The 22,786-nt window shown below is 65.5% G+C and carries 20 protein-coding genes; 11 read left to right on the top strand and 9 right to left on the bottom strand.

From position 1 onward, the window contains the following. The first annotated feature begins 92 nt into the window (after positions 1–92). From mca to W823_RS54850, 3 genes are read left to right on the top strand one after another with little or no spacing between them, the layout of a single operon-like run. The gene (gene mca, locus W823_RS54840) at positions 93–965 is read left to right on the top strand and encodes a mycothiol conjugate amidase Mca (RefSeq protein WP_023963046.1); all 873 of its coding nucleotides are present in this window, start codon (positions 93–95) and stop codon (positions 963–965) included. Then, positions 962–1,216, top strand: a complete 255-nt coding sequence (locus W823_RS54845) for a hypothetical protein (protein ID WP_023963047.1) — start codon at positions 962–964, stop codon at positions 1,214–1,216. Before mca ends, W823_RS54845 begins: the two co-directional genes overlap by 4 nt. Continuing rightward, the gene (locus W823_RS54850) at positions 1,188–3,227 is read left to right on the top strand and encodes a thioredoxin domain-containing protein (RefSeq protein WP_023963048.1); all 2,040 of its coding nucleotides are present in this window, start codon (positions 1,188–1,190) and stop codon (positions 3,225–3,227) included. The genes W823_RS54845 and W823_RS54850 overlap by 29 nt, the downstream gene beginning before the upstream one ends. Here the strand turns inward: W823_RS54850 and rocD are convergent. Continuing rightward, the gene (rocD, locus tag W823_RS54855) at positions 3,140–4,375 is read right to left on the bottom strand and encodes an ornithine--oxo-acid transaminase (protein WP_051406713.1); all 1,236 of its coding nucleotides are present in this window, start codon (positions 4,373–4,375) and stop codon (positions 3,140–3,142) included. The genes W823_RS54850 and rocD overlap by 88 nt on opposite strands. A 254-nt stretch (positions 4,376–4,629) precedes the next feature. Here rocD and W823_RS54860 point away from each other — a divergent pair, with 254 nt between their 5' ends. Beyond that, positions 4,630–5,076 (top strand): Lrp/AsnC family transcriptional regulator, encoded by a 447-nt coding sequence (locus W823_RS54860; protein WP_031333588.1) that lies wholly within the window; start codon positions 4,630–4,632, stop codon positions 5,074–5,076. A gap of 257 nt (positions 5,077–5,333) precedes the next feature. Continuing rightward, positions 5,334–6,413: a 3-deoxy-7-phosphoheptulonate synthase gene (locus tag W823_RS54865; protein WP_023963051.1), complete on the top strand. Its 1,080-nt coding sequence runs from the start codon at positions 5,334–5,336 to the stop codon at positions 6,411–6,413. Between the two features lie 25 nt (positions 6,414–6,438). On the opposite strand, the gene W823_RS54870 is transcribed toward W823_RS54865, so the two are convergent. Continuing rightward, entirely contained in the window at positions 6,439–7,065 is a 627-nt protein-coding gene (locus W823_RS54870) for a hemolysin III family protein (protein WP_051406714.1), read from the bottom strand. 103 nt (positions 7,066–7,168) lie between these two features. Here W823_RS54870 and W823_RS54875 point away from each other — a divergent pair, with 103 nt between their 5' ends. Continuing rightward, a complete protein-coding gene (locus tag W823_RS54875; RefSeq protein WP_023963055.1) occupies positions 7,169–7,951 on the top strand; it encodes an isoprenyl transferase in 783 nt (260 codons plus the stop codon). A gap of 49 nt (positions 7,952–8,000) precedes the next feature. Here the strand turns inward: W823_RS54875 and coaA are convergent, their stop codons facing one another. After that, positions 8,001–8,933: a type I pantothenate kinase gene (gene coaA / locus W823_RS54880; RefSeq protein ID WP_023963057.1), complete on the bottom strand. Its 933-nt coding sequence runs from the start codon at positions 8,931–8,933 to the stop codon at positions 8,001–8,003. Between the two features lie 97 nt (positions 8,934–9,030). Here coaA and W823_RS54885 point away from each other — a divergent pair, with 97 nt between their 5' ends. The 4 genes from W823_RS54885 (at position 9,031) to W823_RS54900 (ending at position 14,417) form a co-directional block, all read left to right on the top strand. Then, on the top strand, positions 9,031–10,266 hold the full coding sequence (locus W823_RS54885) for a hypothetical protein (RefSeq protein ID WP_031333590.1): 1,236 nt from the start codon (positions 9,031–9,033) through the stop codon (positions 10,264–10,266). 99 nt (positions 10,267–10,365) lie between these two features. Further along, positions 10,366–11,664 (top strand): serine hydroxymethyltransferase, encoded by a 1,299-nt coding sequence (gene glyA / locus W823_RS54890; protein WP_023963061.1) that lies wholly within the window; start codon positions 10,366–10,368, stop codon positions 11,662–11,664. A gap of 77 nt (positions 11,665–11,741) precedes the next feature. Further along, complete coding sequence (locus tag W823_RS54895) at positions 11,742–12,605, top strand: acyl-ACP desaturase (protein WP_023963063.1); 864 nt, start codon at positions 11,742–11,744, stop codon at positions 12,603–12,605. A 504-nt stretch (positions 12,606–13,109) separates the two neighbouring features. Further along, positions 13,110–14,417: a PhoH family protein gene (locus tag W823_RS54900; RefSeq protein WP_023963065.1), complete on the top strand. Its 1,308-nt coding sequence runs from the start codon at positions 13,110–13,112 to the stop codon at positions 14,415–14,417. 154 nt (positions 14,418–14,571) lie between these two features. Here the strand turns inward: W823_RS54900 and W823_RS59400 are convergent, their stop codons facing one another. Continuing rightward, positions 14,572–16,173, bottom strand: a complete 1,602-nt coding sequence (locus W823_RS59400) for a serine/threonine-protein kinase (RefSeq protein ID WP_023963067.1) — start codon at positions 16,171–16,173, stop codon at positions 14,572–14,574. 133 nt (positions 16,174–16,306) lie between these two features. Then, positions 16,307–16,489: a hypothetical protein gene (locus W823_RS58540; RefSeq protein WP_200866420.1), complete on the bottom strand. Its 183-nt coding sequence runs from the start codon at positions 16,487–16,489 to the stop codon at positions 16,307–16,309. Here W823_RS58540 and W823_RS0131005 point away from each other — a divergent pair. Further along, complete coding sequence (locus W823_RS0131005; protein ID WP_317713078.1) at positions 16,479–16,994, top strand: L,D-transpeptidase family protein; 516 nt, start codon at positions 16,479–16,481, stop codon at positions 16,992–16,994. The two genes, W823_RS58540 and W823_RS0131005, sit on opposite strands and share 11 nt — an antisense overlap. 84 nt (positions 16,995–17,078) lie before the next feature. On the opposite strand, the gene W823_RS54910 is transcribed toward W823_RS0131005, so the two are convergent. From W823_RS54910 to W823_RS54925, 4 genes are all read right to left on the bottom strand, one after another. Beyond that, on the bottom strand, positions 17,079–18,488 hold the full coding sequence (locus tag W823_RS54910; RefSeq protein WP_023963071.1) for a class II fumarate hydratase: 1,410 nt from the start codon (positions 18,486–18,488) through the stop codon (positions 17,079–17,081). A gap of 89 nt (positions 18,489–18,577) precedes the next feature. Further along, positions 18,578–19,585 (bottom strand): class II fructose-bisphosphatase, encoded by a 1,008-nt coding sequence (gene glpX, locus W823_RS54915; RefSeq protein WP_023963074.1) that lies wholly within the window; start codon positions 19,583–19,585, stop codon positions 18,578–18,580. A 55-nt stretch (positions 19,586–19,640) separates the two neighbouring features. Then, positions 19,641–21,452: an NAD(P)/FAD-dependent oxidoreductase gene (locus W823_RS54920; protein WP_023963080.1), complete on the bottom strand. Its 1,812-nt coding sequence runs from the start codon at positions 21,450–21,452 to the stop codon at positions 19,641–19,643. 87 nt (positions 21,453–21,539) lie between these two features. Continuing rightward, positions 21,540–22,715, bottom strand: coding sequence for a helix-turn-helix domain-containing protein (locus tag W823_RS54925; protein WP_023963084.1), 1,176 nt, complete (start codon positions 22,713–22,715; stop codon positions 21,540–21,542). Positions 22,716–22,786 lie beyond the last annotated feature (71 nt).

A 22,786-nucleotide genomic window follows, 5' to 3' on the forward strand; every position in this document is an offset into this window, starting at 1 on the left:
GGCGCGGCGCGAGCCCGGGGTGCGGTGGGAGTATGGACAGGCGATTGACGACGGTGTGAAGGTGAGGACTACGCGTGGGTGGACTACGACTCATGGCGGTGCATGCGCACCCTGACGACGAGTCCAGCAAAGGTGCGGCCACCATGGCCAAGTACGCAGCCGAGGGTCACGACGTGTTGGTGGTGACCCTCACCGGTGGCGAGCGCGGGGACATCCTGAATCCGGCGATGGATCTGCCGGGCATCAAGGACCGGATGCCGGAGGTCCGTCGCGAGGAGATGGCCAAGGCGGCCGCAGCTCTCGGTGTACAGCAGACCTGGCTCGGATTCGTCGACTCGGGGTTGCCCGAAGGTGACCCGCTGCCACCGGTACCCGAGGGCTCGTTTGCCACGGTCCCGCTCGACGAGGCCACCGAGGCGCTGGTACGGGTGATCCGGGATTTCAAACCGCACGTGATGATCACCTATGACGAACTCGGCGGGTATCCCCATCCCGACCACATCCGGTGCCACGAGGTGTCGATGGCGGCGTACGAGACGGCGGGCGATCCGGACCGGTTCCCTGACGCCGGCGAACCGTGGACGGTGTCGAAGATCTACTACACGCACGGCTTCATCCGCGACCGGATGGTGTTGTTCTCCGACGAGTACGCCAAGATCGGCAAGGAGAGCCCCTTCAAGGAGTGGCTCTCGAAGTGGGATCCCGAACGCGGCAACCTGATGGGCCGCGTGACCACCCAGGTGACATGTGGCGAGTACTTCCCGCAGCGCGACGAGGCGCTCCGGGCCCACGCCACGCAGATCGACCCCAACGGCGTGTTCTTCGCGGTCCCGATGGACTGGCAGCTCCGACTGTGGCCGACCGAGGAGTTCGAGTTGGCGAAGACCAGGGTCAAAACCGCAATCCCCGAGACCGACCTGTTCGCGGGTATCGAACCCGATGCAAATGAAGGTGAGGCGTCATGAGTGCCACTGCATACGCTGCGGCGCAGCTCACCGACGTGTTGGCCAAGACCGAGGGCCCGGAGTTCGGCAAGGCGTCGCCGCTCGGCCTCTTGGTCATCTTGTTGCTGCTGGTGGGAACCGTCTTCCTGATCTGGTCCATGAACCGGCACATCCGCAACCTGCCCAAGAAGTTCGAGCGGGACCATCCTGAGGCCGACCAGGCCGCCGACGACGGGACCGACCTTGACCCGAGACACCAACAGCCTCGCTGAGGCCACCAGTCCCTACCTCCGTCAGCACGCCGACAACCCGGTCCACTGGCAACAGTGGAGCGCCGACGCGCTCGACTGGGCGCGCGAACGTGACGTGCCGATCCTCCTCTCGGTCGGTTACGCGGCATGTCACTGGTGCCACGTCATGGCGCACGAGTCGTTCGAGGACAACAACACCGCGGCCGTGATGAACGCGAACTTCGTGTGCATCAAGGTCGACCGTGAAGAACGCCCCGACATCGACGCGATCTACATGAACGCCACCGTCGCGATGACAGGGCAGGGCGGGTGGCCGATGACCTGCTTCCTGACTCCCGATGGCCGTCCCTTCTACTGCGGCACCTACTTCCCGCCACGGCCCGGTCGCGGTATGCCGTCGTTTGTTCAACTGCTCGAGGCGATCACCCAGACGTGGGAGCACAAGCGTGACGAGATCGACCGTGTCGGTTCTGCCGTCGTAGGCCAGTTGCAGGCCAATGCTTCCGGCCTGCCCGAACCTCAGGTGCCGATCGACCCGGAGCTTCTCGACCATGCGGTGAGCACGATCATCGAGGACGAGGACCGCACCAATGGTGGATTCGGTGGCGCACCCAAGTTTCCGCCATCCGCTCTGCTCGAAGGTCTGATCCGGGAGTCCGAGAGGTCCGGTGACCTCCGGGCGCTCGACGCTGCTGTGCGAACCGCGTCGGTGATGGCCCGGGGCGGTATCTATGACCAACTCGGCGGGGGTTTCGCGCGGTATGCGGTGGACCAGAACTGGGTGGTACCGCATTTCGAGAAGATGCTCTACGACAACGCGCAATTGCTGCGGGTGTACGCGCATCTGGCACGCATCACCTCGGATCCGTTGGCGCAGAGGATTACCGAGGAGACGGTTGCCTTCCTCGAAGCCGACCTCAAAGTGGTCGGTGGTTTTGCTTCCGCCCTTGATGCCGACACCGACGGCGTCGAGGGACTCACCTACGTGTGGACGCCCGCGCAACTTGCAGAGGTTCTGGGGGCCGACGACGGTGCCTGGGCCGCCGACTTGTTCACCGTGACGCCCACCGGAACCTTCGAAGAGGGGGCGTCCACGCTGCAACTGCGGCACGACCCCGACGATGCCGAGCGATACCGTTCGGTGCGGGCGCGGCTTTCGGCGGCACGGGCCGAACGCCCGCAACCCGCGCGTGACGGCAAGGTGGTCAGCGCGTGGAACGCCATGGCCATCACCGCGCTCGTCGAAGCGGGCGCCGGACTGAACCGGCCGGACTGGGTGGATCTGGCGTCTTGGTGTGCCGAAGAGCTGTTGCAGCGCCACATCGTCGACGGACGGCTGAGACGCTCCTCGCTCGATGGGCATGCGGGTGCCCCGCAGGCCGTCCTCGACGATCATGCGGCGCTGGTGACCGCTCTGCTGGCACTGCATCAGGTCACAGGCGAAAGGCGTTGGCTCGAGGCCGGACTCGACTTGCTCGACACCACCATCGACCTTTTCTCGGATCCGGAAGCGACCGGTTCGTGGTTCGATGCAGGCGTCGACGCCGAGGGCTTGCTGACCCGACCGCGCGATCCGATCGACGGCGCGACCCCCTCGGGCACCTCGTTGATCGCCGAGGCGCTGCTGACCGCGGCCCCGCTGTCGCCGGTGCAACGCCGCCCGCGTGGATCGGGTGAGTTCGCCGCGCTCGCCGATGCAACGTTGGCGCGTGGAGGCGTACTGCTGGCCAAGTTGCCGCGATCGGCCGGACACTGGCTGGCAGTGTCGTCCGCAGCGGTTGCAGGCCCGGTGCAGATAGCGGTGGCCCAGACGGACACCGAGCCGACCGAACTGCTGACCCGGGCTCGCGTTCTTGCACCAGGCGGCACCGTGGTGGTGGGAGGGACGCTCGACTCGGCGCCCCTGCTCGAGGGCCGCCCACCCGTGGACGGCACGGCCGCGGCCTACGTGTGTCGTGGGTCGGTGTGTGGCCTACCGGTGACCTCGGCGGAAGCGCTGGCCGAGCAGCTGGCCAGTACGTCCGCGAATTGATCCATCGCCCAATCGATCTCGTCGATCGTGATGACGATGGGTGGGGCGAAGCGCAAGGTTGATCCATGAGTGTCCTTCACCAGCACACCCCGCTGGGCCAGTGCGGTGCTCAGTTCCTTGCCCGTTCCCAGAGCAGGGTCGACATCGATGCCGGCCCACAGCCCGAGGCCGCGAATGCCGGTGAGGCCCTTGGTGCTCAGCTCGTGTAAGCGGCGATGAAGATGGTCTCCGAGTAGGGCGGCGCGCTCTTGCCAGTAGCCGGTCTCGAGCATGCCCACCACAGTCGAACCCACCGCCGCGGCAAGCGGATTGCCGCCGAATGTGGAGCCGTGCTCTCCCGGGTGCAACACTCCCAGCACCGAGCTGTCGGCCACCACTGCCGATACGGGCAGGACACCCCCGCCGAGCGCTTTGCCCAGGACGTAGAGATCGGGGACCACCTGCCAGTGGTCGGAGGCGAAGGTCTTCCCTGTTCGTCCCAGGCCGGACTGGATCTCGTCGAGGATGAGCAGAACGTCTGTCTCCGAACAGATCCGGCGAACCGCCGGCAAGTAGTCGGGCGGTGGAACGATGATGCCCGCCTCGCCCTGGATCGGCTCGAGCAGGACCGCGACGGTGGTGTCGTCGATGGCTGCGGCCAAGGACTCGGCGTCGCCGAAGGGGACGGTACGAAAACCCGGAGTGAATGGGCCGAAGCCGCGGCGCGCGGTCTCGTCGTCGGAGAAGCTCACGATCGTGGTGGTCCGCCCGTGGAAGTTCCTACTCGCCACCACGATCGAGGCTGTCTCGGCGGGTACGCCCTTGACGTCGGTGCCCCATTTGCGAGCGACCTTGATGGCCGATTCGACGGCTTCGGCACCGGTGTTCATGGGTAGGGCCATGTCCTTGCCGCACAGGTCGGCAAGATCGCGGCAGAAGGGGCCGAGCCGGTCCGAGTGGAGCGCGCGACTCGTGAGCGTCACGCGTGTGAGCTGATCGGACAGCGCGGCATGGATCTCGGGGTTGCGATGTCCGAAGTTGAGCGCTGAATAGCCTGCGAGGCAGTCGAGGTATCGCCCACCTGCGACATCGGTGATCCAGGCACCTTGTGCCGAGGCGGCGACCACCGGCAGGGGCGAATAGTTGTGTGGGACATGGCGGGCGGCCATCGCGATGTGCTCGGCAGCGGCGAGACCGGGACGGGGGATCGGCGAGGGGATGTCGGTGTCGAGGGTCATCTGCTCAGGGCCGGATCGAGCGGCGGCAAACGTGAGCAGGAGGGCTTCATTCATCAAGGGTAGGGACACCATCTGACGCAAGCAATGCTCGTGCATTGCGCACAGAGAGCATATTTGTTGTCGTATCTGGCAAAATGGGGCGATCCGTTGCGTCGGGTCAGCGGACCATCGAGCGGAAGTGACGACTGGCTGTGTTGGACAACCTCGACGAGGCGATCCTGGGATGTCTCACCAAGGACGCACGACAGACCTACGCCCAGATCGGCGAGCAGGTCCGGTTGTCGGCACCGGCGGTGAAACGCCGGGTCGACCGGTTGGTGTCGTCCGGTGTCATCCGGGGTTTCACCGTTGTGACCGACCCGGCGGCACTGCAGTGGACAACCGAGGCGTACGTGCAGGTCTTCTGCCGCGGAACCGTCGCCCCAGACATCTTGGCGCGGTCGTGGGAACACATCACCGAGGTGGTCAGCGCCGCGACGGTGACGGGAAAGGCCGACGCGATCCTGCGCGTGGTGGCCCGCGACGTCCAGCATCTCGAGGAGGCGCTCGAACGGATCCGCTCGGCGGAAACGGTGGACCACTCCGAGAGCATCATCGTGCTGTCACGAGTGATCGACCGCGGCCGGCCCTGATCGCTCCGGAGACCGCGCCTGACATGCGACATTGGGCACCGCGCCATTCACGTGCTACTTTGGCCGACGTGAACATCAGTGCGCGCGTGTATTGGCGCTTTATCGAGGCTCCGGGTGGAGCCGCCGATACAGCGCTACGCTGACGCGTCCACACACCCGGAGCCCCGAGCAGTGACCACCTTTGGTCGCTGCTTTTTTCTTTGTCAGGGCACCGGTCAACAGGTGATGGTGCCCTTCGAATCAGGAAGGCACACAACATGACCAGCGGACTCCACGGACACGGAACGTTGTCCGGTCCCAACACCTCGGACCGCAGGATCCGCGCGCTGCGCGAGATCCCTTCACCCGACACCGTGCGCGCCGAACTGCCGCTGACCGGCCGTCGGGCCGAAGTGGTGCAGCGCGACCGCGACGAGATCGCCGACATCCTGGCGGGTCGCGACGATCGGCTGCTCGTCATCGTGGGGCCGTGCTCGGTGCATGACCCGGTTGCCGCGATCGACTACGCGCGCCGGCTGGCACCCATCGCAGCCGAACACGCCGATCGGCTGAAGATCGTGATGCGGGTGTACTTCGAGAAGCCGCGGACCACGGTCGGGTGGAAGGGCCTCATCAACGACCCCGGCATGGATGGCAGTTTCGACGTGGAACGCGGACTGCGCGTCGCCCGCGGCCTGCTCCTCGACCTCATCGATCTCGGCCTGCCCGTCGGTTGCGAGTTCCTCGAACCCACCAGCCCGCAGTACATCGCAGATGCGGTGGCGTGGGGCGCGATCGGCGCCCGCACAACGGAGTCGCAGGTGCACCGGCAGCTGGCCTCTGGCCTGTCGATGCCGATCGGCTTCAAGAACGGTACGGACGGGAACGTCCAGGTGGCCGTAGACGGTGTGAAAGCCGCTGCAGCGCAGCACGTCTTCTTCGGAGTCGACGACTTCGGTCGCGGTGCGATCGTGGAGACCGAGGGAAACACGGACTGCCACATCATCTTGCGCGGCGGCACAGCGGGTCCCAACTTCGATGTCGGCTCGGTGGACGGGGCACTTACATCGCTCGCCAAGGCAGGTCTTCCCGAACTCGTCATGATCGACTGCTCCCACGCCAATTCCGGTAAGGACCACATCCGGCAGGCAGAGGTTGCCACCGAGGTCGCCGCGATGATCGCAAGCGGTCAGCGCGGGATCAGCGGGGTCATGCTGGAGAGCTTCCTCGTCGCCGGTGCCCAGGCCCCGGACGCCGAGCCCCTCACCTACGGACAGTCGGTCACCGACAAGTGCATGGACTGGGATGCGACGGTAACTGTGATGCAGGCGCTTTCGGCGGCCAAGACGCGGGTCTGACCCCAGCGGGTGGCCGGTCGGTGACCTATTCGAACAAGACCAGCCACACGGCGATGTAGTGCACGATCGCCGCGATCACCGTGCATGCGTGAAAGAACTCGTGATGTCCGAAGGTGGTCGGCCACGGGTCGGGCCAGCGGGTGGCGTAGAGGACGCCGCCGATCGTGTAGAACAGGCCACCGACCGCCAGCAGCACCACCACCGCCACCCCGACGGAGTCGATCAGCTCGGGGATGACGGCCACGATGGTCCAGCCCAGCAGGATGTAAAGCGGGACCCCCAGCCATCGGGGTGATCCCGGCCAGAGGACCTTGAGGGTGACGCCGGCCAGGGCGCCGGTCCACACGACGACGAGGACGGCGACCTGTTCGGGAGGTTCGAGCCCCATGACGCAGAAAGGGGTGTAACTGCCCGCGATAAAGATGAAGATCATCGAATGATCGGCCCGCTTCATCCAGAGCTTGGCCGTGTCGGAGGTCCAGTCGACGCGATGGTAGGTGGCGCTGACGCCGAACAGACCACAGACGGTCAGGGCGTAGATACCGCAGGCCAGTGCTGCCATCGGGCCGATCAGTGCCCACGCCACCGCAACCAGGACGAGGCCCGTGACGATGGCGACGAAACCTGCGTACAGGTGGATCCAACCGCGCATTCGGGGCTTGAGCTCGGCCAGCAGCGCCAGTTCGGAATCGATCACAACTTACGGTACCGAAGGTTCGGGCTGACCTCCATCGTCGCCGCGTAAGGTGTAGCGGGTGAAGCTCATCCCCGACGCCATGCGCGGACCCATGTACCGGGTCTACGAGCGTCGGCTGACTCACTATCTGGATCCGTCACAGAACCCCAGGCACATTGCGATCATCTGCGATGGCAACCGGCGATGGGCTCGCGAAGCCGGATTCGAGAATGTCAACCACGGGCACCGGGTCGGGGCGCAGAAGATCGCCGAGGTTCTGCGGTGGTGCAGTGAACTCGGCATCGAGACCGTGACCATCTACCTGCTCTCCACCGAGAACCTGAATCGTGATTCGGCCGAGCTCGGCGAGCTGCTGCAGATCGTGCCCGACATCGTCGAGGAGATCTCGGCGCCGGGCCAGCCATGGCGGGTGCAGATAGTCGGCGCGCTCGACCAGCTGCCCGACGAGGTTTCCGCGCGGCTCAAGGCGGCGCAACAACAGTCCTCCGGGCGTACGGGACCCAACGTGAACGTCGCCGTGGGCTACGGCGGCCGCCAGGAGATCGTCGATTCCGTCCGGTCCCTGCTGGCCGACCGCTTGGCGGCGGGCGACTCACCCGATCAGCTCATCGACGCCGTCACGGTGGAGGCCATCGACCAGAATCTCTACACCCGCGGCCAGCCGGACCCTGATCTGGTGATCAGAACATCAGGGGAGCAACGGCTCTCGGGATTCCTCCTGTGGCAGAGCGCGTATTCGGAGATCTGGTTCACCGATGCCTACTGGCCGGCGTTCCGGCGCGTGGACTTCCTGCGCGCCCTGCGCGATTACGCAGCCCGTAGTCGCCGCTTCGGCAAGTGATCGCAGCCGGCGCTTCGGCAAGTGATCTGAGCCAGGTCGGCCTCTGGCGTCAGATCTTGCGCAAGCGCACGCGGTTGATGGCGTGATCGGCGTCTTTGCGGAGTACCAGAGTGGCGCGCGGCCGGGTCGGGAGAATGTTCTCCACGAGGTTCGGCCGGTTGATCCCGTTCCAGATGTCCCGGGCGGCAAGGGTGGCCTGTTCGTCGGTCAGCGACGAGTAGTGGTGGAAATGCGAATGTGGATCGGCGAATGCGGTGGTGCGCATCGCGAGGAAACGATGGATGTACCAGTCCTCGATGTCCTCGATCCGGGCATCGACGTAGATGGAGAAGTCGAAGAGGTCCGACACCATCAGCCGTGACCCGGTCTGCAGTACGTTCAGCCCCTCGACGATGAGGATGTCGGGTTGTTGCACATGGTGTTTCGTGTCGCGGACGATGTCGTAGGTGAGGTGGGAGTACACCGGCGCCGAGACATCGGCGGCCCCTGATTTCACCTCGGTGACGAACCGGAGCAGAGCGCGGCGGTCGTACGATTCCGGGAAACCCTTGCGGTGCATGATTCCGCGGCGTTCGAGTTCGGCGGTGGGGTAGAGGAATCCGTCCGTGGTCACCAGGTCGACCTTCGGATGACTCTCCCAGCGCGCCAGCAACGCCTGGAGCACACGCGCGGTGGTCGACTTCCCGACGGCCACACTGCCGGCGACCCCGATGATGAAGGGCACCTGGCGTTCGGGCTGCCGCTCGCCGAGGAATGTCGCGGTGGCCGCGAACAGCCGTTGCCGTGCGGCGACCTGGAGATGGATCAAACGGGACAGCGGCAGGTAGACGTCGGCGACCTCGGTGAGGTCGATCTGCTCACCGAGCCCTCGCAGGTCGCGCAATTCACCCTCGGTCAACACCATGGGCATCGACTGACGAAGGTCGCGCCATTGCCTGCGGTCGAGTTCGATGTACGGACTCGGCTCGGTCATTCGCGACATGTCAACAATCGATCCGTGGGACCCATGGCATGTCATCAGTCTTGCGAACGCCTGGCAGGCAGGTGACTTCGGGGTGGTTTCGGTACCGTTTGACCCCATGCACACCAATGCAGTCGTCGAGCAGTATCTGCGGCTCGGGCTCGCTTTCGATCGCCTCGAACCGGGCTTCGTCGATGCCTTCACCGGCGATCCGGCCTTGCGCCGAGAGGTCGAGAACGCGGCGGCGCCCGATCCCCGGGAACTGGCGCGCCGAGCCGCGACGCTTCGGGCCGAAGCGGGCGGGGCGGGCCTGACTCCTCAGCGTGCCCAGTTCCTGACCTCCGCTCTGCGTGCGCTCGAATGCTCCGCCCGAAAGTTCGCCGGCGACGAGATCACCTTCGTCGACGAGGTGCGCAACTACTTCGACGTCGACATCGAGATGGGCGACCCCGAGCTCTATCGGCAGGCGCACGTCGATCTCGACGCGCTCCTGCCCGGTGGTGGTGACCTCGCGGATCGTTACGCCGCGCATCGCCGCTCCGAGGAGATCCCAGCCGACAAGATCGCCGATGCGGTGTCGGCCTTCAGCAGCGCCCTGCGCGACAAGGTGCGCGGCACCTACACATTGCCGGACACCGAGGTCGTCGACTTCGAGGTCGTCACGGACAAACCGTGGTCGGGTTTCAACTACTACCTCGGCGACTACCGCTCCCGCGTCGCCATCAACGGCGACCTCACGCAGTACATGTCGTCGCTGCCACATCTGATCGCGCACGAGGCCTATCCGGGACACCACACCGAACATTGCCGCAAAGAGCAGATCCTGGTGGGTGGGGGACAGATCGAGCAGACGATCTTCCTCGTGAACACGCCCCAGTGCCTCATGGCCGAGGGCCTCGCCGACCATGCCCTGGTCGCCGCGGTCGGCCCCGACTGGGGTACGTGGGCGCAGGAGATCTACGCCGACCTCGGCCTGCGTTTCGACGGCAGGCGCGCCGAGGCGATCGGCAAGGCAACCGGGGGACTGCTCGGTGTTCGCCAGGACGCGGCGCTCCTGCTGCACGACCGAGGTGCCGACCACGACACTGTTGCGGCGTACCTGCGGCAATGGTTGCTGGCGACAGACGAGCGAGCCAGGCAGATGCTGCGGTTCCTGTCGTCGCCCCTGTGGCGCGCGTACATCAGCACCTACGTCGAGGGGTATCGGCTGCTGCAGACGTGGCTCGAAGCCGGTGTCGCGCAGGGCGCCGGCAGTTCGGTACCTGCCGGTGACCACCTCGCCCGGTTCGGCCGGTTGCTCGACGAACCCCTCACCCCGGCGGCGCTGCGCGCCGAACTCGCTTTCCAGAGCTGATCGGCTCGGGCGCAGTTTTCACCACGTTGGACCCGTCTCCTAGACTGGCGGACGAGTACTCACCACCTCTTACGCTGCTTCGCGCGCCCAAGGAGAACAATGACCGACGTCAACACCGCATCCCTGGCTGAGCTAGATCCGGATGTGGCGGCCGCGATGAACGGGGAGCTGACCCGTCAGCGGGACACCCTCGAGATGATCGCGTCGGAGAACTTCGTACCGCGCGCGGTGCTGCAGGCGCAGGGCAGTGTGCTCACCAACAAGTACGCCGAGGGCTACCCGGGTCGCCGGTACTACGGCGGATGCGAATACGTCGACGTCGTCGAGGACATCGCCCGCAACCGGGCCAAAGAACTGTTCGGTGCCGAGTTCGCCAATGTGCAGCCACATTCGGGTGCCCAGGCCAACGCTGCGGTGCTGGCTGCCCTGATGGAACCCGGCGAGACGCTGCTCGGGCTCGACCTCGCCCATGGTGGTCACCTCACCCACGGCATGCGGCTGAACTTCTCCGGCAAGCTCTACGAGAACGCCTTCTACGGCGTGAGCAAAGAGGACTTCCGGGTGGACATGGACGAGGTGCGCAAGATCGCCCTCGACACCAAGCCGAAGGTGATCGTCGCCGGCTGGTCGGCCTACCCCCGGATCCTCGATTTCGAGGCCTTCCGGTCCATCGCCGACGAGGTCGGTGCCCACCTCTGGGTCGACATGGCGCACTTCGCCGGGTTGGTCGCCTCGGGGCTGCACCCGTCACCCGTGCCGTACGCCGATGTGGTGTCGTCCACGGTCCACAAAACTCTCGGTGGCCCCCGGTCGGGCATCATCCTGGCGAAGCAGGAATGGGCGAAGAAGCTGAACTCGGCCGTGTTCCCCGGTCAGCAGGGCGGCCCGCTCATGCACGTGATCGCCGCGAAGGCCGTGGCCTTGAAGATCGCCGCCAGCGACGATTTCAGGGAGCGACAGGAACGCACTCTGGTGGGCGCGAAACTGCTCGCCGAGCGGCTCACCGCCAAGAACGTGAGCGACGTCGGCGTATCGGTCCTCACCGGTGGTACCGACGTGCACCTGGTGCTCGTCGATCTGCGCAACAGCAATCTCGACGGTCAGCAGGCCGAGGATTTGCTGCACCAGGTCGGGATCACCGTGAATCGCAACGCCGTGCCGTTCGACCCGCGACCGCCGATGGTCACCTCCGGTCTGCGCATCGGAACCCCGGCACTTGCGACTCGCGGCTTCGGTGAGGATCAGTTCCGCGAGGTCGCCGACATCATCGCGTCCGCGCTTGTCGGTGGTCAGTCGGCCGACGTCGCCGCCCTGCGTCAGCGGGTGTCCCAGCTCGCTCTCGACTTCCCGTTGTACGAGGGCCTCGAGCAGTGGGGTCTGCTCAGCACCACACGCTGAGCGTCGACGGCCGAGCGCCCGCGGTGCGGACCCGCCGGGCATTTCGCATATCCCGGGTCGGCCTCTAGTCTGTCCGGGTGAATGATTTGACCCAGGACGAGCTGCTCTACGCCTTGGAAAAGGCGATTCCGGAGATCATGGAAGAGCACCACGCTGCTGCCGAGGCATGGAACCCGCATGACTGGGTCCCGTGGGACGACGGCCGCAACTTCGCCTTCCTGGGCGGCGTCGATTTCGACCCCGATCAGCCGGCGCCGCTGCCTGCCGATGCCGCAGCCGCAGTGCTCGCGCTGCTGCTGACCAAGGACAACATGCCGTCCTACCACCGGTTGATGGCACAGAAGGCGTCGATCTTCGGTGCCTGGCAGCAGGTCATCGGGTCGTGGACGGCCGAGGACAACCGGCATTCGATCGCGTTGCGTGACTATCTGGTGGTCTCGCGTCTGGTCGATCCCGAGGTCGCCGAGAATCTTCGGCTGCATCACATCACCAAGGGCAAACTGCAGAGTCCAGTGTCGCTGACCGACTATCAGATCCTCGATGTGATGGCGTTACTCGCCGTGCACGAGCTGCAGTGCGTGGCCTTCGAAGAGAAGCTGCTCGCCGATTCGGACAACGAGGTGCTCACCGCCATCGTCAGCCGCATCCTCCACGACGACCGCGTTCAGGCCAAGACGTTCACCAACTTCTTGAATGCCGGCGTGGACGCCAACATCTCCGAGTTGGTCACCGCCGTCGACAAGGCGATCTCCGAGATGGAACTGATCGGTGCCGACGTGGACAACTTCGGTGATCTCGACCTCATTGCCAAGTACAACGCGGATGCATCGACCTATGTCGCGTCGACGTTGGTCGCTGACCTCAAGCTGCAGAGCCTCGGCGGGCTGCGCGACAAAGACGAGGCCGCACGGCTACGGATCCTGGCGGCCGCGGGCCTGTAGGCCTCCGGCACAGAGCCGGGCGGAACCGATCTGGTTCCGCCGCCGCGGTTGCTCGCCCCTGCGGCGGCAGCCGCGATCGTGGCTGTCGTGATGGCTGGGGCGGCGGCACCCCGTTTCACCATGCGTTAGCAAGCCCTTGTTGTCATCGAGCAGCAGAAGCAGAAGGTCTTCAAGCGATGAGGGTGCTCATGTCCATCGACGTCAGCAAGATGGCGTCCGAAATCGGGCAAGGAACAGCCTGCTGTCACCCACTGGACAGTTAACCGATTATTCACGGACACGCGTCGTTTCCGACGAGCCGACACGCCGCACTCGGCGTACTTTGACGAGTGACGGGCCGCGGGGAAGTGGTTCGTCCGGGAGGTTCGATCGTTGACTTGCTTGCGTGAGTGCGAGGGGACCGGCCCCGGTCCTTGTGGACGTGGCAACCCTGCCACTTCTGCCAGAACCGACCGGTCCAGCAACACCAGTCGAAGTGGTGCCACTTCGTCTTAGGAGCCCTTCGTGACCACACGCGATGCTCGTACCTATGTCCTCGACACCTCGGTGTTGCTGTCCGACCCTTGGGCGGTAACACGATTCGCCGAACACCACGTGATCTTGCCGCTGGTGGTCATCGGTGAACTCGAGGGCAAACGCCATCATCATGAACTGGGCTGGTTCGCCCGCGAGGCGTTGCGGATGCTCGACGACCTCCGCCTCGAGCACGGTCGGCTCGATCAGCAGATCCCGATCGGGGATCTCGGTGGCACCGTCCAGGTAGAGCTCAACCACACCGATCCGGCGGTCCTGCCGGCGGGCTTCCGCACCGACACCAACGATTCGCGAATCCTGGCTTGCGCGTTGAATCTTCGCGCAGAGGGCAAGGATGTGACGCTGGTGTCCAAGGACACCCCGTTGCGGATCAAGGCCGGAGCGGTGGGGCTGGCTGCCGACGAGTATCACGCTCAGGACGTGGTGACGTCCGGTTGGTCGGGTATGACCGAACTGGATGTCGATTCTTCGGTGATCGACACGTTGTTCGCCGACGGCGTCGTGGATATCGATTCAGCCCGGGATCTGCCCTGCCACACCGGAATCCGGTTGCTGGGAACCAATTCGAGCGCCCTTGGTCGGGTGAACCCGCAGAAGCAGGTGCAGTTGGTCCGGGGGGAACGTGAGGTGTTCGGACTGCGTGGTCGCAGTGCGGAGCAGCGTGTTGCACTTGATCTGTTGCTCGACGACAGCGTGGGCATCGTGTCGATGGGCGGCAAGGCCGGCACCGGCAAGTCTGCTCTGGCCCTGTGCGCAGGTCTCGAAGCGGTGCTCGAGCGGCGAACCCAACGCAAGGTGGTCGTCTTTCGGCCTCTGTATGCCGTTGGTGGACAAAACCTCGGTTATCTTCCCGGCAGCGAGTCCGAGAAGATGGGGCCCTGGGCGCAGGCCGTGTTCGACACCCTGGAGGGGCTCGCGTCCACGGAGGTGATCGAGGAGGTCCTCAGTCGTGGCATGCTGGAAGTTCTTCCCCTGACCCACATTCGGGGCCGTTCACTGCACGACTCTTTTGTGATCGTCGACGAGGCGCAGTCGCTGGAGCGCAATGTCTTGCTGACGGTGTTGTCGCGCTTGGGATCTGGTTCGCGTGTGGTGCTCACCCACGACGTGGCCCAGCGCGACAATCTCCGTGTCGGTCGGCACGACGGTGTCGCTGCGGTGATCGAAAAGCTCAAGGGTCATCCACTTTTCGCGCATGTGACGTTGACGCGAAGCGAGCGGTCGCCGATTGCGGCCCTCGTGACGGAGATGCTGGAGGAATTCGCGCCGGGAGCGTAGCGAGCGGGCGAGTTTGGACTCAGTGCGCCGGGAGCGTAGCGCGAGCGGGCGAGGTCGGGCGCAGCGCGTCGGGAGCGTAGCGAGCAGGAGAGGTGCGGCAGATCGCAGTGATGCGGTCTGCCGCACCTTTTTCGTGGTTGTCCGGCGGTGGGTGTCAGCAGTTGTCGGGCGAGATGGGGATGTCGGGGTCGCTGGTGGTGTCAAGCACTTTGCCGTAGCGCTCCGGGTAGGCGGGGAGCGTGGCGCAGACTGCCGATCGTCCTTGTCCGACAACCACATAGGCGGCGTAGATCAGGTTTCCGCTGTCGTCGCGTGGTCGCAGTGACGGACACGACTGGTCGGTGCGTAGGTATCGCGCGCCGGGGTGGTTGTCCAGGGCGGCGGCCATGTCGCTGCGGTATCCGGCTGGATCGGTGGAGTTGGCGACCACGATGATGCCGGTTCCGTCGCATGCCGGAGTACTGATCGGTGTCGACAGTCCGAGGTCGGCAGCGTTGGGTACCTGCTGAACCGAGGGCGTCGAGGTGGTGGCCTGCACCCGCTGCGACTGTTCGGCCTGCTGTGGGGGAAGTGGTGCCGGTCCCAGGGCGGACTGCGTGATGGTGGTGACACTCGTTTGCGGTCCGGGATTCTGCTCCCCGGCGGCGGCGGGTTCGTCGTCCGACTTCGGCCAGAGGACTGTTGCCGCCACCACCGAGGCCGCGATGACGATGACGGCGAGCAGCCCGATGATCAATGGTGTGTGAGACCGGCCGGTCGAGGGTGAAGGCGGGGGTGGTGGTCCCGCAGGTCCCGGGTACCCGGGGCGCTGCATCACGGTCGGCGCCGTCGCGGCGGACGAGATGTGATCGGGCGGTGGGGTGGTGCCCGGTGGGTTCGTCGGCGGTATGGAGGGCAGTCCGAGCAGGGTGGGGGCGTGCTGGGCGTCGTGTTGGGTGTGCGCGCCGGGGGGCGGAGATCCGGGCGTCGGTGGAAGATCCATGGCGGCGCTCAGTTCGCGAGCGAACTCGCCACACGAGTTGTAGCGGTCGCCGGGTTCGGTGGCCAGAGCCCGATCGAGAACGGGACGGATGGCGGGAGGGATCTCGCGACCGGCGCCAGGAGGCGCACCGGTCAGCAGCGCGAACACGGTGCACCCTAGAGCGAACACATCGGCTCGGGCATCGACGGGCAGGCCGCGGAGCTGTTCGGGTGCGGCGTAGGCCATCGTGCCCACCACAGCGCCTGTCGAGGTGAGTCCGGCGACGTCCGAGGCCGGGCGCGCGATACCGAAATCCATGAGCATCACGCGGTGCGGGATGGCTTCGGTGAGCATGATGTTGCCGGGTTTGACGTCCCGGTGCAGGAGCCCCCGTCCGTGCGCGTAGTCGAGTGCGGCGGCCACCTCGGTGGCTATCTGGACAACCAACGCCGGCTTCACGCCGCGCGGGTAGATGGCCAGCAACTCCGCGGCATCGGTCCCCGGCACGAAGTCCATGCTGATCCACAGGTTGCCCTGGAACTCTCCGCGGTCGTGCACGGTCACGATGCCGGGATGCCAGAGTTGGGCCGACAGATCGGCTTCGCGGATGAAGCGACGCCTGAACTCATCGTCGGAGGCGGTACTCGAGCCGGGGAGGGATGCCGGGAGGACCTTGAGGGCGTCCGAACGCGGGAGCCGCGGGTGTTTGGCGAGGTAGACCTCGCCCATTCCGCCGGCACCGAGCTGACGTTCGATGGTGTAGCCGGCAAAGACACTGCCCGGTGCGAGCGGCATGAAGACCCCCGATTTTCTCCTGTGGCGACCGGCATCGAAGCACTTTCCCCTCGTGCACACGGTCGGCAGTGATCAGATTAGTGCAACCTTGTGATCGGTCTGAGACGCACTACGAAGAACCGCCCTGGCATACTCACTTGGTGCTGATGTTGTCTGTGAGGCGTATGTGGTCAGTGTTGTCGCTGATCGCCGCCGTATGTGTCGCAACCGTGATGGTTGCTCCTACCCCTGCCGGTGCTGTCGAGGTGGTGACCCCGCCGGCGTTCCCGACGTCGACCCAGATGATCACGGTGAGTTCGGCGACCGTGACCGACACGACGGCGACCCTGACGGCTTGGGAACGCGACGAGGCGGGCACCTGGACCGCGGTCATCGGACCAACCGAGGCTTATCTCGGTGCGGAGGGAATCGGCATTCCCCGCGACAACGTCTGGCGGACGCCGATGGGTGTGTTCGCGCTCGACCAAGCCTTCGGCAATCAGCCGAATCCCGGTACTGAGATGCCCTATTTCCAGGCGGACGACCAGGATTGGTGGGACGCCCTGCCGGGGTCGCCGACGTACAACACCCACGTGCGTGCACCGCAGAGCCCGGGTGGCGACAGTGAGCACATCCTGTCCACCGGTGACATCTACGACTACGTGGTGAACATCGCGCACAATCCGCAGCGGGTACAGGGCTACGCGTCAGGCATCTTCCTGCACGTCACCAATTACGAGCCGACCTGGGGCTGTGTCGCCATCGACCGCGACATCATGCGTCAGATCGTGCAGTGGCTCGACCCTGCCCGTCAGCCCGTCATCAACATCGGGCTCGCCTGACCCTGATACCGAAAATGTGCCCTTTTGGCGAATGAAAGCCCAGGTCGGGCTCGCCAAAAGGGCACATTTTCGGGATGTGGAGGGTTACCGCTCGCGGTCGAGGTTGGCCATCTTGAGCACGTCGAGGCGCTTGTCGAGTTCTTCTTCGCTGAGCTTGTCGCCGATCAAACCGCGGTCGATCACGGTTTGACGGATGGTCTTCTTCTCCTTCAGTGCCTGCTTGGCCACTGCGGCGGCTTCTTCGTAGCCGATCGCGCTGTTGAGTGGGGTGACGATCGAGGGTGACGATTCTGCGAGGGTCTTGAGACGCTCTTCGTTGGCCTCGAGACCGATGATGCAGCGATCGGCGAACAGCCGGGACACGTTGGCGAGGAGTTTGACCGACTCGAGTACGTTTCGCGCCATCATCGGGATGTAGACGTTGAGCTCGAACGCCCCGTTGCCACCGCCCCATGTAACCGCCGCGTCGTTGCCGATGACCTGCGCGGCGACCTGCGTAACAGCTTCGGGCAGAACCGGATTGACCTTGCCGGGCATGATGGAGCTGCCGGGCTGCAGATCGGGCAGCTGGATCTCACCGAGACCGGTCAGCGGGCCTGAACCCATCCAGCGGATGTCGTTGGCGATCTTCGTGAGCGAGACGGCCACGGTCTTGAGTGCACCCGACAACTCGACCAGCCCATCGCGTGCGGCCTGGGCCTCGAAGTTGTCTTTTGCCAGCGAGAGTTCGTTGACACCGGTCAGATTGATCAGTTCGGCGACGACCTTGGTCCCGAACCCGTCGGGAGCGTTCAGACCCGTACCCACCGCGGTTCCACCGATGGGCAGTTCGCCGACCCGGACCAACGTGGCCGAGACGCGCTCCGCCGAAGCCTCGAGCTGGCGGGCGTACCCACCGAACTCCTGGCCGAGGGTGACCGGCACCGCGTCCATGAGGTGGGTGCGACCGGACTTGACGACCTCGCGCCAGGCAGAGGCCTTGTCGGCCAGGGCTTCCTGCAGATGCTGCAGGGCCGGGATCAGATCGGTGACCGCGGCTTCGGTGGCAGCCACGTGGGTCGCGGTGGGGAAGGTGTCGTTGGACGACTGCGACATGTTGACGTGATCGTTGGGGTGGATCGTGACGCCGTTGTTCTTTGCGATCGAGGCGATGACCTCGTTGGCGTTCATGTTGGAGCTGGTACCCGACCCCGTCTGGAACACGTCGATCGGGAACTGATCGTCGTGTTTGCCGTCGGCGATCTCTTTTGCTGCCGAGATGATCGCGTCGGCCTTGTCACCGTCGAGCAGACCGAGATCCTTGTTGACCTGAGCACATGCCGCCTTCAGCAAACCCATCGCGCGGATCTGGGTGCGCTCGAGGGGCCGGTGGCTGATCGGGAAGTTCTCGACCGCGCGCTGGGTTTGTGCTCGCCACAACGCGTCGATCGGCACCCGGACCTCGCCCATGGTGTCGTGCTCTATCCGGAACTGTTCGGCAGGTGAGTCGCTCATGCCTCGTTACTTTGCCACCTGTGGTGAGGGTGCCCGAAGGCACCCTCACTGTGCTGCGGCTCCGCAGTGCGGAGCGCAGCTCGGCGGGATCAGTCCTGGAAAGTGTTCGCGGCGATCTCGGCGACCTTCTGGCGGGTGTGGCGGCCCTCGACAGTGCGAATGGTGCCCGAGCGCGAGCGCATCACCAGCGAGCGGGTGGTCGCCCCGTTCGCCCGGTAGCTGACACCACGGAGCATGTCACCGTTGGTGACGCCGGTGGCGCAGAAGAACATGTTCTCGCCGCTGACGAGGTCTTCGGTCTTGAGTACCCGATCGAGATCATGGCCGGCGTCGATGGCCTTCTGCTTCTCGGCCGCGTTGCGTGGCCACAGTTTGCCCTGAATCTCGCCGCCCATACATTTCATCGCCACGGCGGTGATGATGCCCTCCGGGGTGCCTCCGATGCCCATGAGCATGTCGACGGAGCTCTCCTCCTGCGCTGCGGCGATCGCGCCTGCGACGTCGCCGTCCGAGATCAGTCGGACCTTGGCGCCCGCGGCGCGGATCTCGCCGATCAGACCCTCGTGGCGCTCGCGGTCGAGGACCACGACGGTGAGGTCGGCGACCTCGATGCCCTTCGCCTTGGCAACGGCCTGGACGTTGAACTCGACGGATTCGTTGATGTCGACGACGCCCGCCGCATCAGGACCCACGGCGATCTTCTCCATGTAGAAGACGGCAGACGGGTCGTACATGGTGCCGCGCTCGGACACTGCGAGCACGGCGATCGAGTTGGGGCGACCCTCGGCCATCAGGGTGGTGCCGTCGATCGGATCGACGGCCACGTCGACCTCGGGACCTTCGCCGTTGCCGACCTCTTCGCCGTTGTAGAGCATCGGCGCTTCGTCTTTTTCGCCTTCGCCGATCACGACGACGCCGCGCATCGACACGGTGGACAGCAGTTGCCTCATCGCGTCGACCGCGGCGCCGTCGCCGCCGTTCTTGTCGCCTTTACCGACCCAGCGGCCCGCGGCGAGAGCGGCCGCTTCGGTCACGCGCACCAACTCCATCGCCAGGTTGCGGTCCGGGGCCTCGAATTGGTGGGAATCGGCTGACATGGAGGGCCTCCTGGAATCGCGGCGAATACTGTTGAAGGCCATCCTTTCATGCCCGTTACTGCAGGTGGTGCACCGGTGCCTGGCCGTAGACGTGCACGTTCATCCCTGCCTCGCGGGCTTTGAGCTGCAACGCGAGGTAGCGCGAGTAGTGCCGGGACTGGTGCAGATTGCCACCGTGGAACCACAGGTTCGCCTGTGCGGTGGGCTTCCACATGTTGCGGAGCTCGCCTTCCCAGGGCCCCGGGTCCTTGGTCGTTCCCGATCCCAGCCCCCAGCACTTGCCGACCTTGTCGGCCACCTCCTGCGAGATCAGCTGTGCGGCCCAGCCGTTCATCGAGCCGAACCCGGTCGCCATGACGATCAGATCGGCGTCGAGCTCGGTGCCGTCGGACAAGATCACCGAGTGCGAACGGATCTCGGTGATGTGGGCGGGTGCCTTCAACGCGACCTTGCCGTCGGCGATGAGTTCGGAGGCGCCGACGTCGATGTAGTAGCCCGAGCCGCGACGCAGATACTTCAGGAACAACCCCGATCCGTCGTCGCCGAAGTCGAGCATGAACCCGGCGGCCTCGAGACGGTCGTAGAACTCCTTGTCCTGCTCCCGGATCGTGTCCCATGCGGGGATCTGGAAGTCGGCCAGCAGGCCGTACGGGATGGACCCGAAGATCAGATCGGCCTTCTCGTGGTCGATGCCGTTTGCGAGTGCCTCCTCCGAATAGAGCGGACCGAGCACCTCGCGCATCAGCGACTCTGACCGCACGATGTGTGTGGTCGACCGCTGGATCATCGTGACGTCGGCGCCGTTCTCGTACAGGTCCGCGCAGATGTCATGTGCGGAGTTGTTGGCTCCCAACACAACTGCCTTCTTGCCCGCGTACTTCGCGCCACCGGTGTGCTGCGAGGAATGCACCAGATCACCCTGGAAGGTCTCGGCGCCGGGAATGTCGGGGATGTTGGGGATGCCCGACATCCCGGTGGCCATCACCAGCTGAGTCGGCTTCAGCGTCAAGGGTTGTCCATCACGTTCGAGTTCGACCGTCCACTCCTGGCTCGCGTCGTCGAACGAGGCGCGGCGACACACGGTGTTGCTCCAGTAGTCGAGCTCCATGATCTTGACGTAGCTCTCCAGCCAGTCGCCCATCTTGTCCTTCGGGGTGAACACCGGCCAGTCATCCGGGAAGGGCAGATAGGGCATGTGGTCGTACCACACCGGATCATGAAGGGACAGTGAGTAATACCGGCTTCGCCACTGGTCGCCGGGCCGGGGGTGCTTGTCGATGACCAGTGCCGAGACCCCGAGGCGCCGGAGCCTTGCGGCCAGCCCGATCCCGCCCTGCCCTCCGCCGACGATGAGCACGTACGGCTGGGCGGTGGTGCCGAGCGATTGCTGCTGTTCGGTTCGCCGGTCGAGCCAGTTCTTACGCCCGGGGACCACACCGTGTTCAGCCCCTTTGATGCGCCGGGTTCCCTTGCTCTCGGGGAACTCTAGGAGTTCCTGCGCCGAGGTGAGGAAGGTCCAGCACTTGCCGTCGCGCAGGCGCATCAGACCTTTGCCCCGCAGGACCGGGGTCGTGAACGTGTACCAGGCCTCCGTCACCCCGTCTGCTTCGGTTGCCTCGCCGTCGAGCCGAAAATTGCTCGGAGCCGACGTCGGCAATGTCGCCGAGAGCATCGCGGCCAGGTCGTCCTTGCCCTCGGCGGTGGTGAGGTTCCAGCTCAACGCCACCAGATCGCGCCAGTAGCAATCGTCGACGAACAGTTCGGTGACAGCACTGACGTCGCCGGTGTCGCGGGCATGTGCAAGGGCGCGTTCCAGGTCGGTGAGGAAAGCCTGCGCCGTCTGAGTAGGCGAGACGGTGGTGGTCATGTACAACTCCTTCGCGTGAGGTGGATCACACCTGACGGTAGGGGTCGATGTGGACGCCCGGGAGGGTTGCAGGGGGTTGCAGCGAGGTCAGGTGACCGAGGCGGGGACCGTCAGCCGATAGGGCCGGGTGGCCAGAAGTGGACCGAGCGTGCGGCGGATCCGCGAGATCTCGGCGCGAACGCTCACCGTGTGATCACCTGGCCCGTACAGCCGGGCAGACAGCTCCCTCGCGCTGAGCCCACTGGGATGCGCTGCGAGAACGCGCAACACGTCGAACTGCCGTGGGGTGAGCGGGTGCGAGGTGTGGTCGTTGTCGTCCACCGAGATACGGGCACACGGCGGTTCGGCGGTGAGTTCGAGGGTGGTGAGGCGTTGGGTGGATCGCTCGAGCTGCCACAGATCTCCGACCGGGAGGCTGTCGAAGTGTCCGAGGCTGGGGATCCAGACGGTGCCGGGGCGCAGTCCGCCAGGGACGAACAGCCGTTCACTGACCGCGAGGCCCCGGGTGGCGACGACCCAGCCGCCGCGGTCGAGAACCAGCGCATCGGCGCCGCCGGGCTCGAGCAGGCCGGCCGCGGCCTGGCTGTGGGTTCGGAGGCTCTCACGGTGCAATGACCGTAGTTCGGCATTGATGGCATCAAGCGTGGAGCACACCAGCGACAGCGTGTGCGGGTGTGCTGTGCGCAGGCCGCCGGAGAGCGTGACCGCTCCGAGCACCGAATCGTCTCGTGGGTCGATCAACGGCCCGCCCGTGCACACCCAGCTGTGGTGGTCGGGGTGCGCGTGCTCGGACCCGAAGATCTGCACTGGTGACCGGTCGGCGAGGGCGGTGCCCAAACCATTTGTGCCGACGGCCTTCTCGGTCCACGACGCGCCCTCGACGAAGCCGAGCGTCTCGGAGCGCCGACGCACCTGTGGTGGGCCGGCCACCCACAGGACCACACCGTCCCTGTCGCAGAGCACGAGTTCGGTGGCGGTGTCGGTGCAGCTGGCCAGCAACCGTTCGCGTAAGGCGTCAGACGCATGGGTGAGCAGTGGGTCGGCCCGGCGCCGATGGGCCACCTCGTCTGCCGGTCGATGGTCGGGATCCTGGTATCTGGGCGGCTGCCGCTCCCAGGATCTCGCCACCTCTTTCCGGACGCCGGTCGGGATGGCACCCGTCGCCGACCACTGCTCGAACATCGCGTCGAGCCGTCGCATGTGGACACGCGGGTCCTGGTCGATACGCAACGCGCTCGACGGGCGGGTCAACGGTGACGACACAGGGTTTCTCCGGCTCTGATGGACATCGTGATTCTACGTGAGCCGGATCACACAGCACTCACCCCCGTCAC

It is taken from the genome of Williamsia sp. D3 (assembly GCF_000506245.1).
In the GTDB taxonomy this organism is placed as follows: domain Bacteria; phylum Actinomycetota; class Actinomycetes; order Mycobacteriales; family Mycobacteriaceae; genus Williamsia; species Williamsia muralis.

Excerpts from the sequence above, each read along its gene's own strand:
- mca (WP_023963046.1), top strand. The coding sequence starts at position 93 with ATGGCGGTGCATGCGCACCCTGACGACGAGTCCAGCAAAGGTGCGGCC.
- rocD (WP_051406713.1), bottom strand. The coding sequence starts at position 4,375 with ATGGCCGCCCGCCATGTCCCACACAACTATTCGCCCCTGCCGGTGGTC.
- W823_RS54920 (WP_023963080.1), bottom strand. The coding sequence starts at position 21,452 with ATGACCACCACCGTCTCGCCTACTCAGACGGCGCAGGCTTTCCTCACC.
- W823_RS54865 (WP_023963051.1), top strand. The coding sequence starts at position 5,334 with ATGACCAGCGGACTCCACGGACACGGAACGTTGTCCGGTCCCAACACC.
- glpX (WP_023963074.1), bottom strand. The coding sequence starts at position 19,585 with ATGTCAGCCGATTCCCACCAATTCGAGGCCCCGGACCGCAACCTGGCG.
- W823_RS59400 (WP_023963067.1), bottom strand. The coding sequence starts at position 16,173 with ATGCCGCTCGCACCGGGCAGTGTCTTTGCCGGCTACACCATCGAACGT.
- W823_RS54870 (WP_051406714.1), bottom strand. The coding sequence starts at position 7,065 with ATGCGCGGTTGGATCCACCTGTACGCAGGTTTCGTCGCCATCGTCACG.
- W823_RS54885 (WP_031333590.1), top strand. The coding sequence starts at position 9,031 with ATGCACACCAATGCAGTCGTCGAGCAGTATCTGCGGCTCGGGCTCGCT.
- W823_RS54845 (WP_023963047.1), top strand. The coding sequence starts at position 962 with ATGAGTGCCACTGCATACGCTGCGGCGCAGCTCACCGACGTGTTGGCC.
- coaA (WP_023963057.1), bottom strand. The coding sequence starts at position 8,933 with ATGTCGCGAATGACCGAGCCGAGTCCGTACATCGAACTCGACCGCAGG.
- W823_RS54910 (WP_023963071.1), bottom strand. The coding sequence starts at position 18,488 with ATGAGCGACTCACCTGCCGAACAGTTCCGGATAGAGCACGACACCATG.
- glyA (WP_023963061.1), top strand. The coding sequence starts at position 10,366 with ATGACCGACGTCAACACCGCATCCCTGGCTGAGCTAGATCCGGATGTG.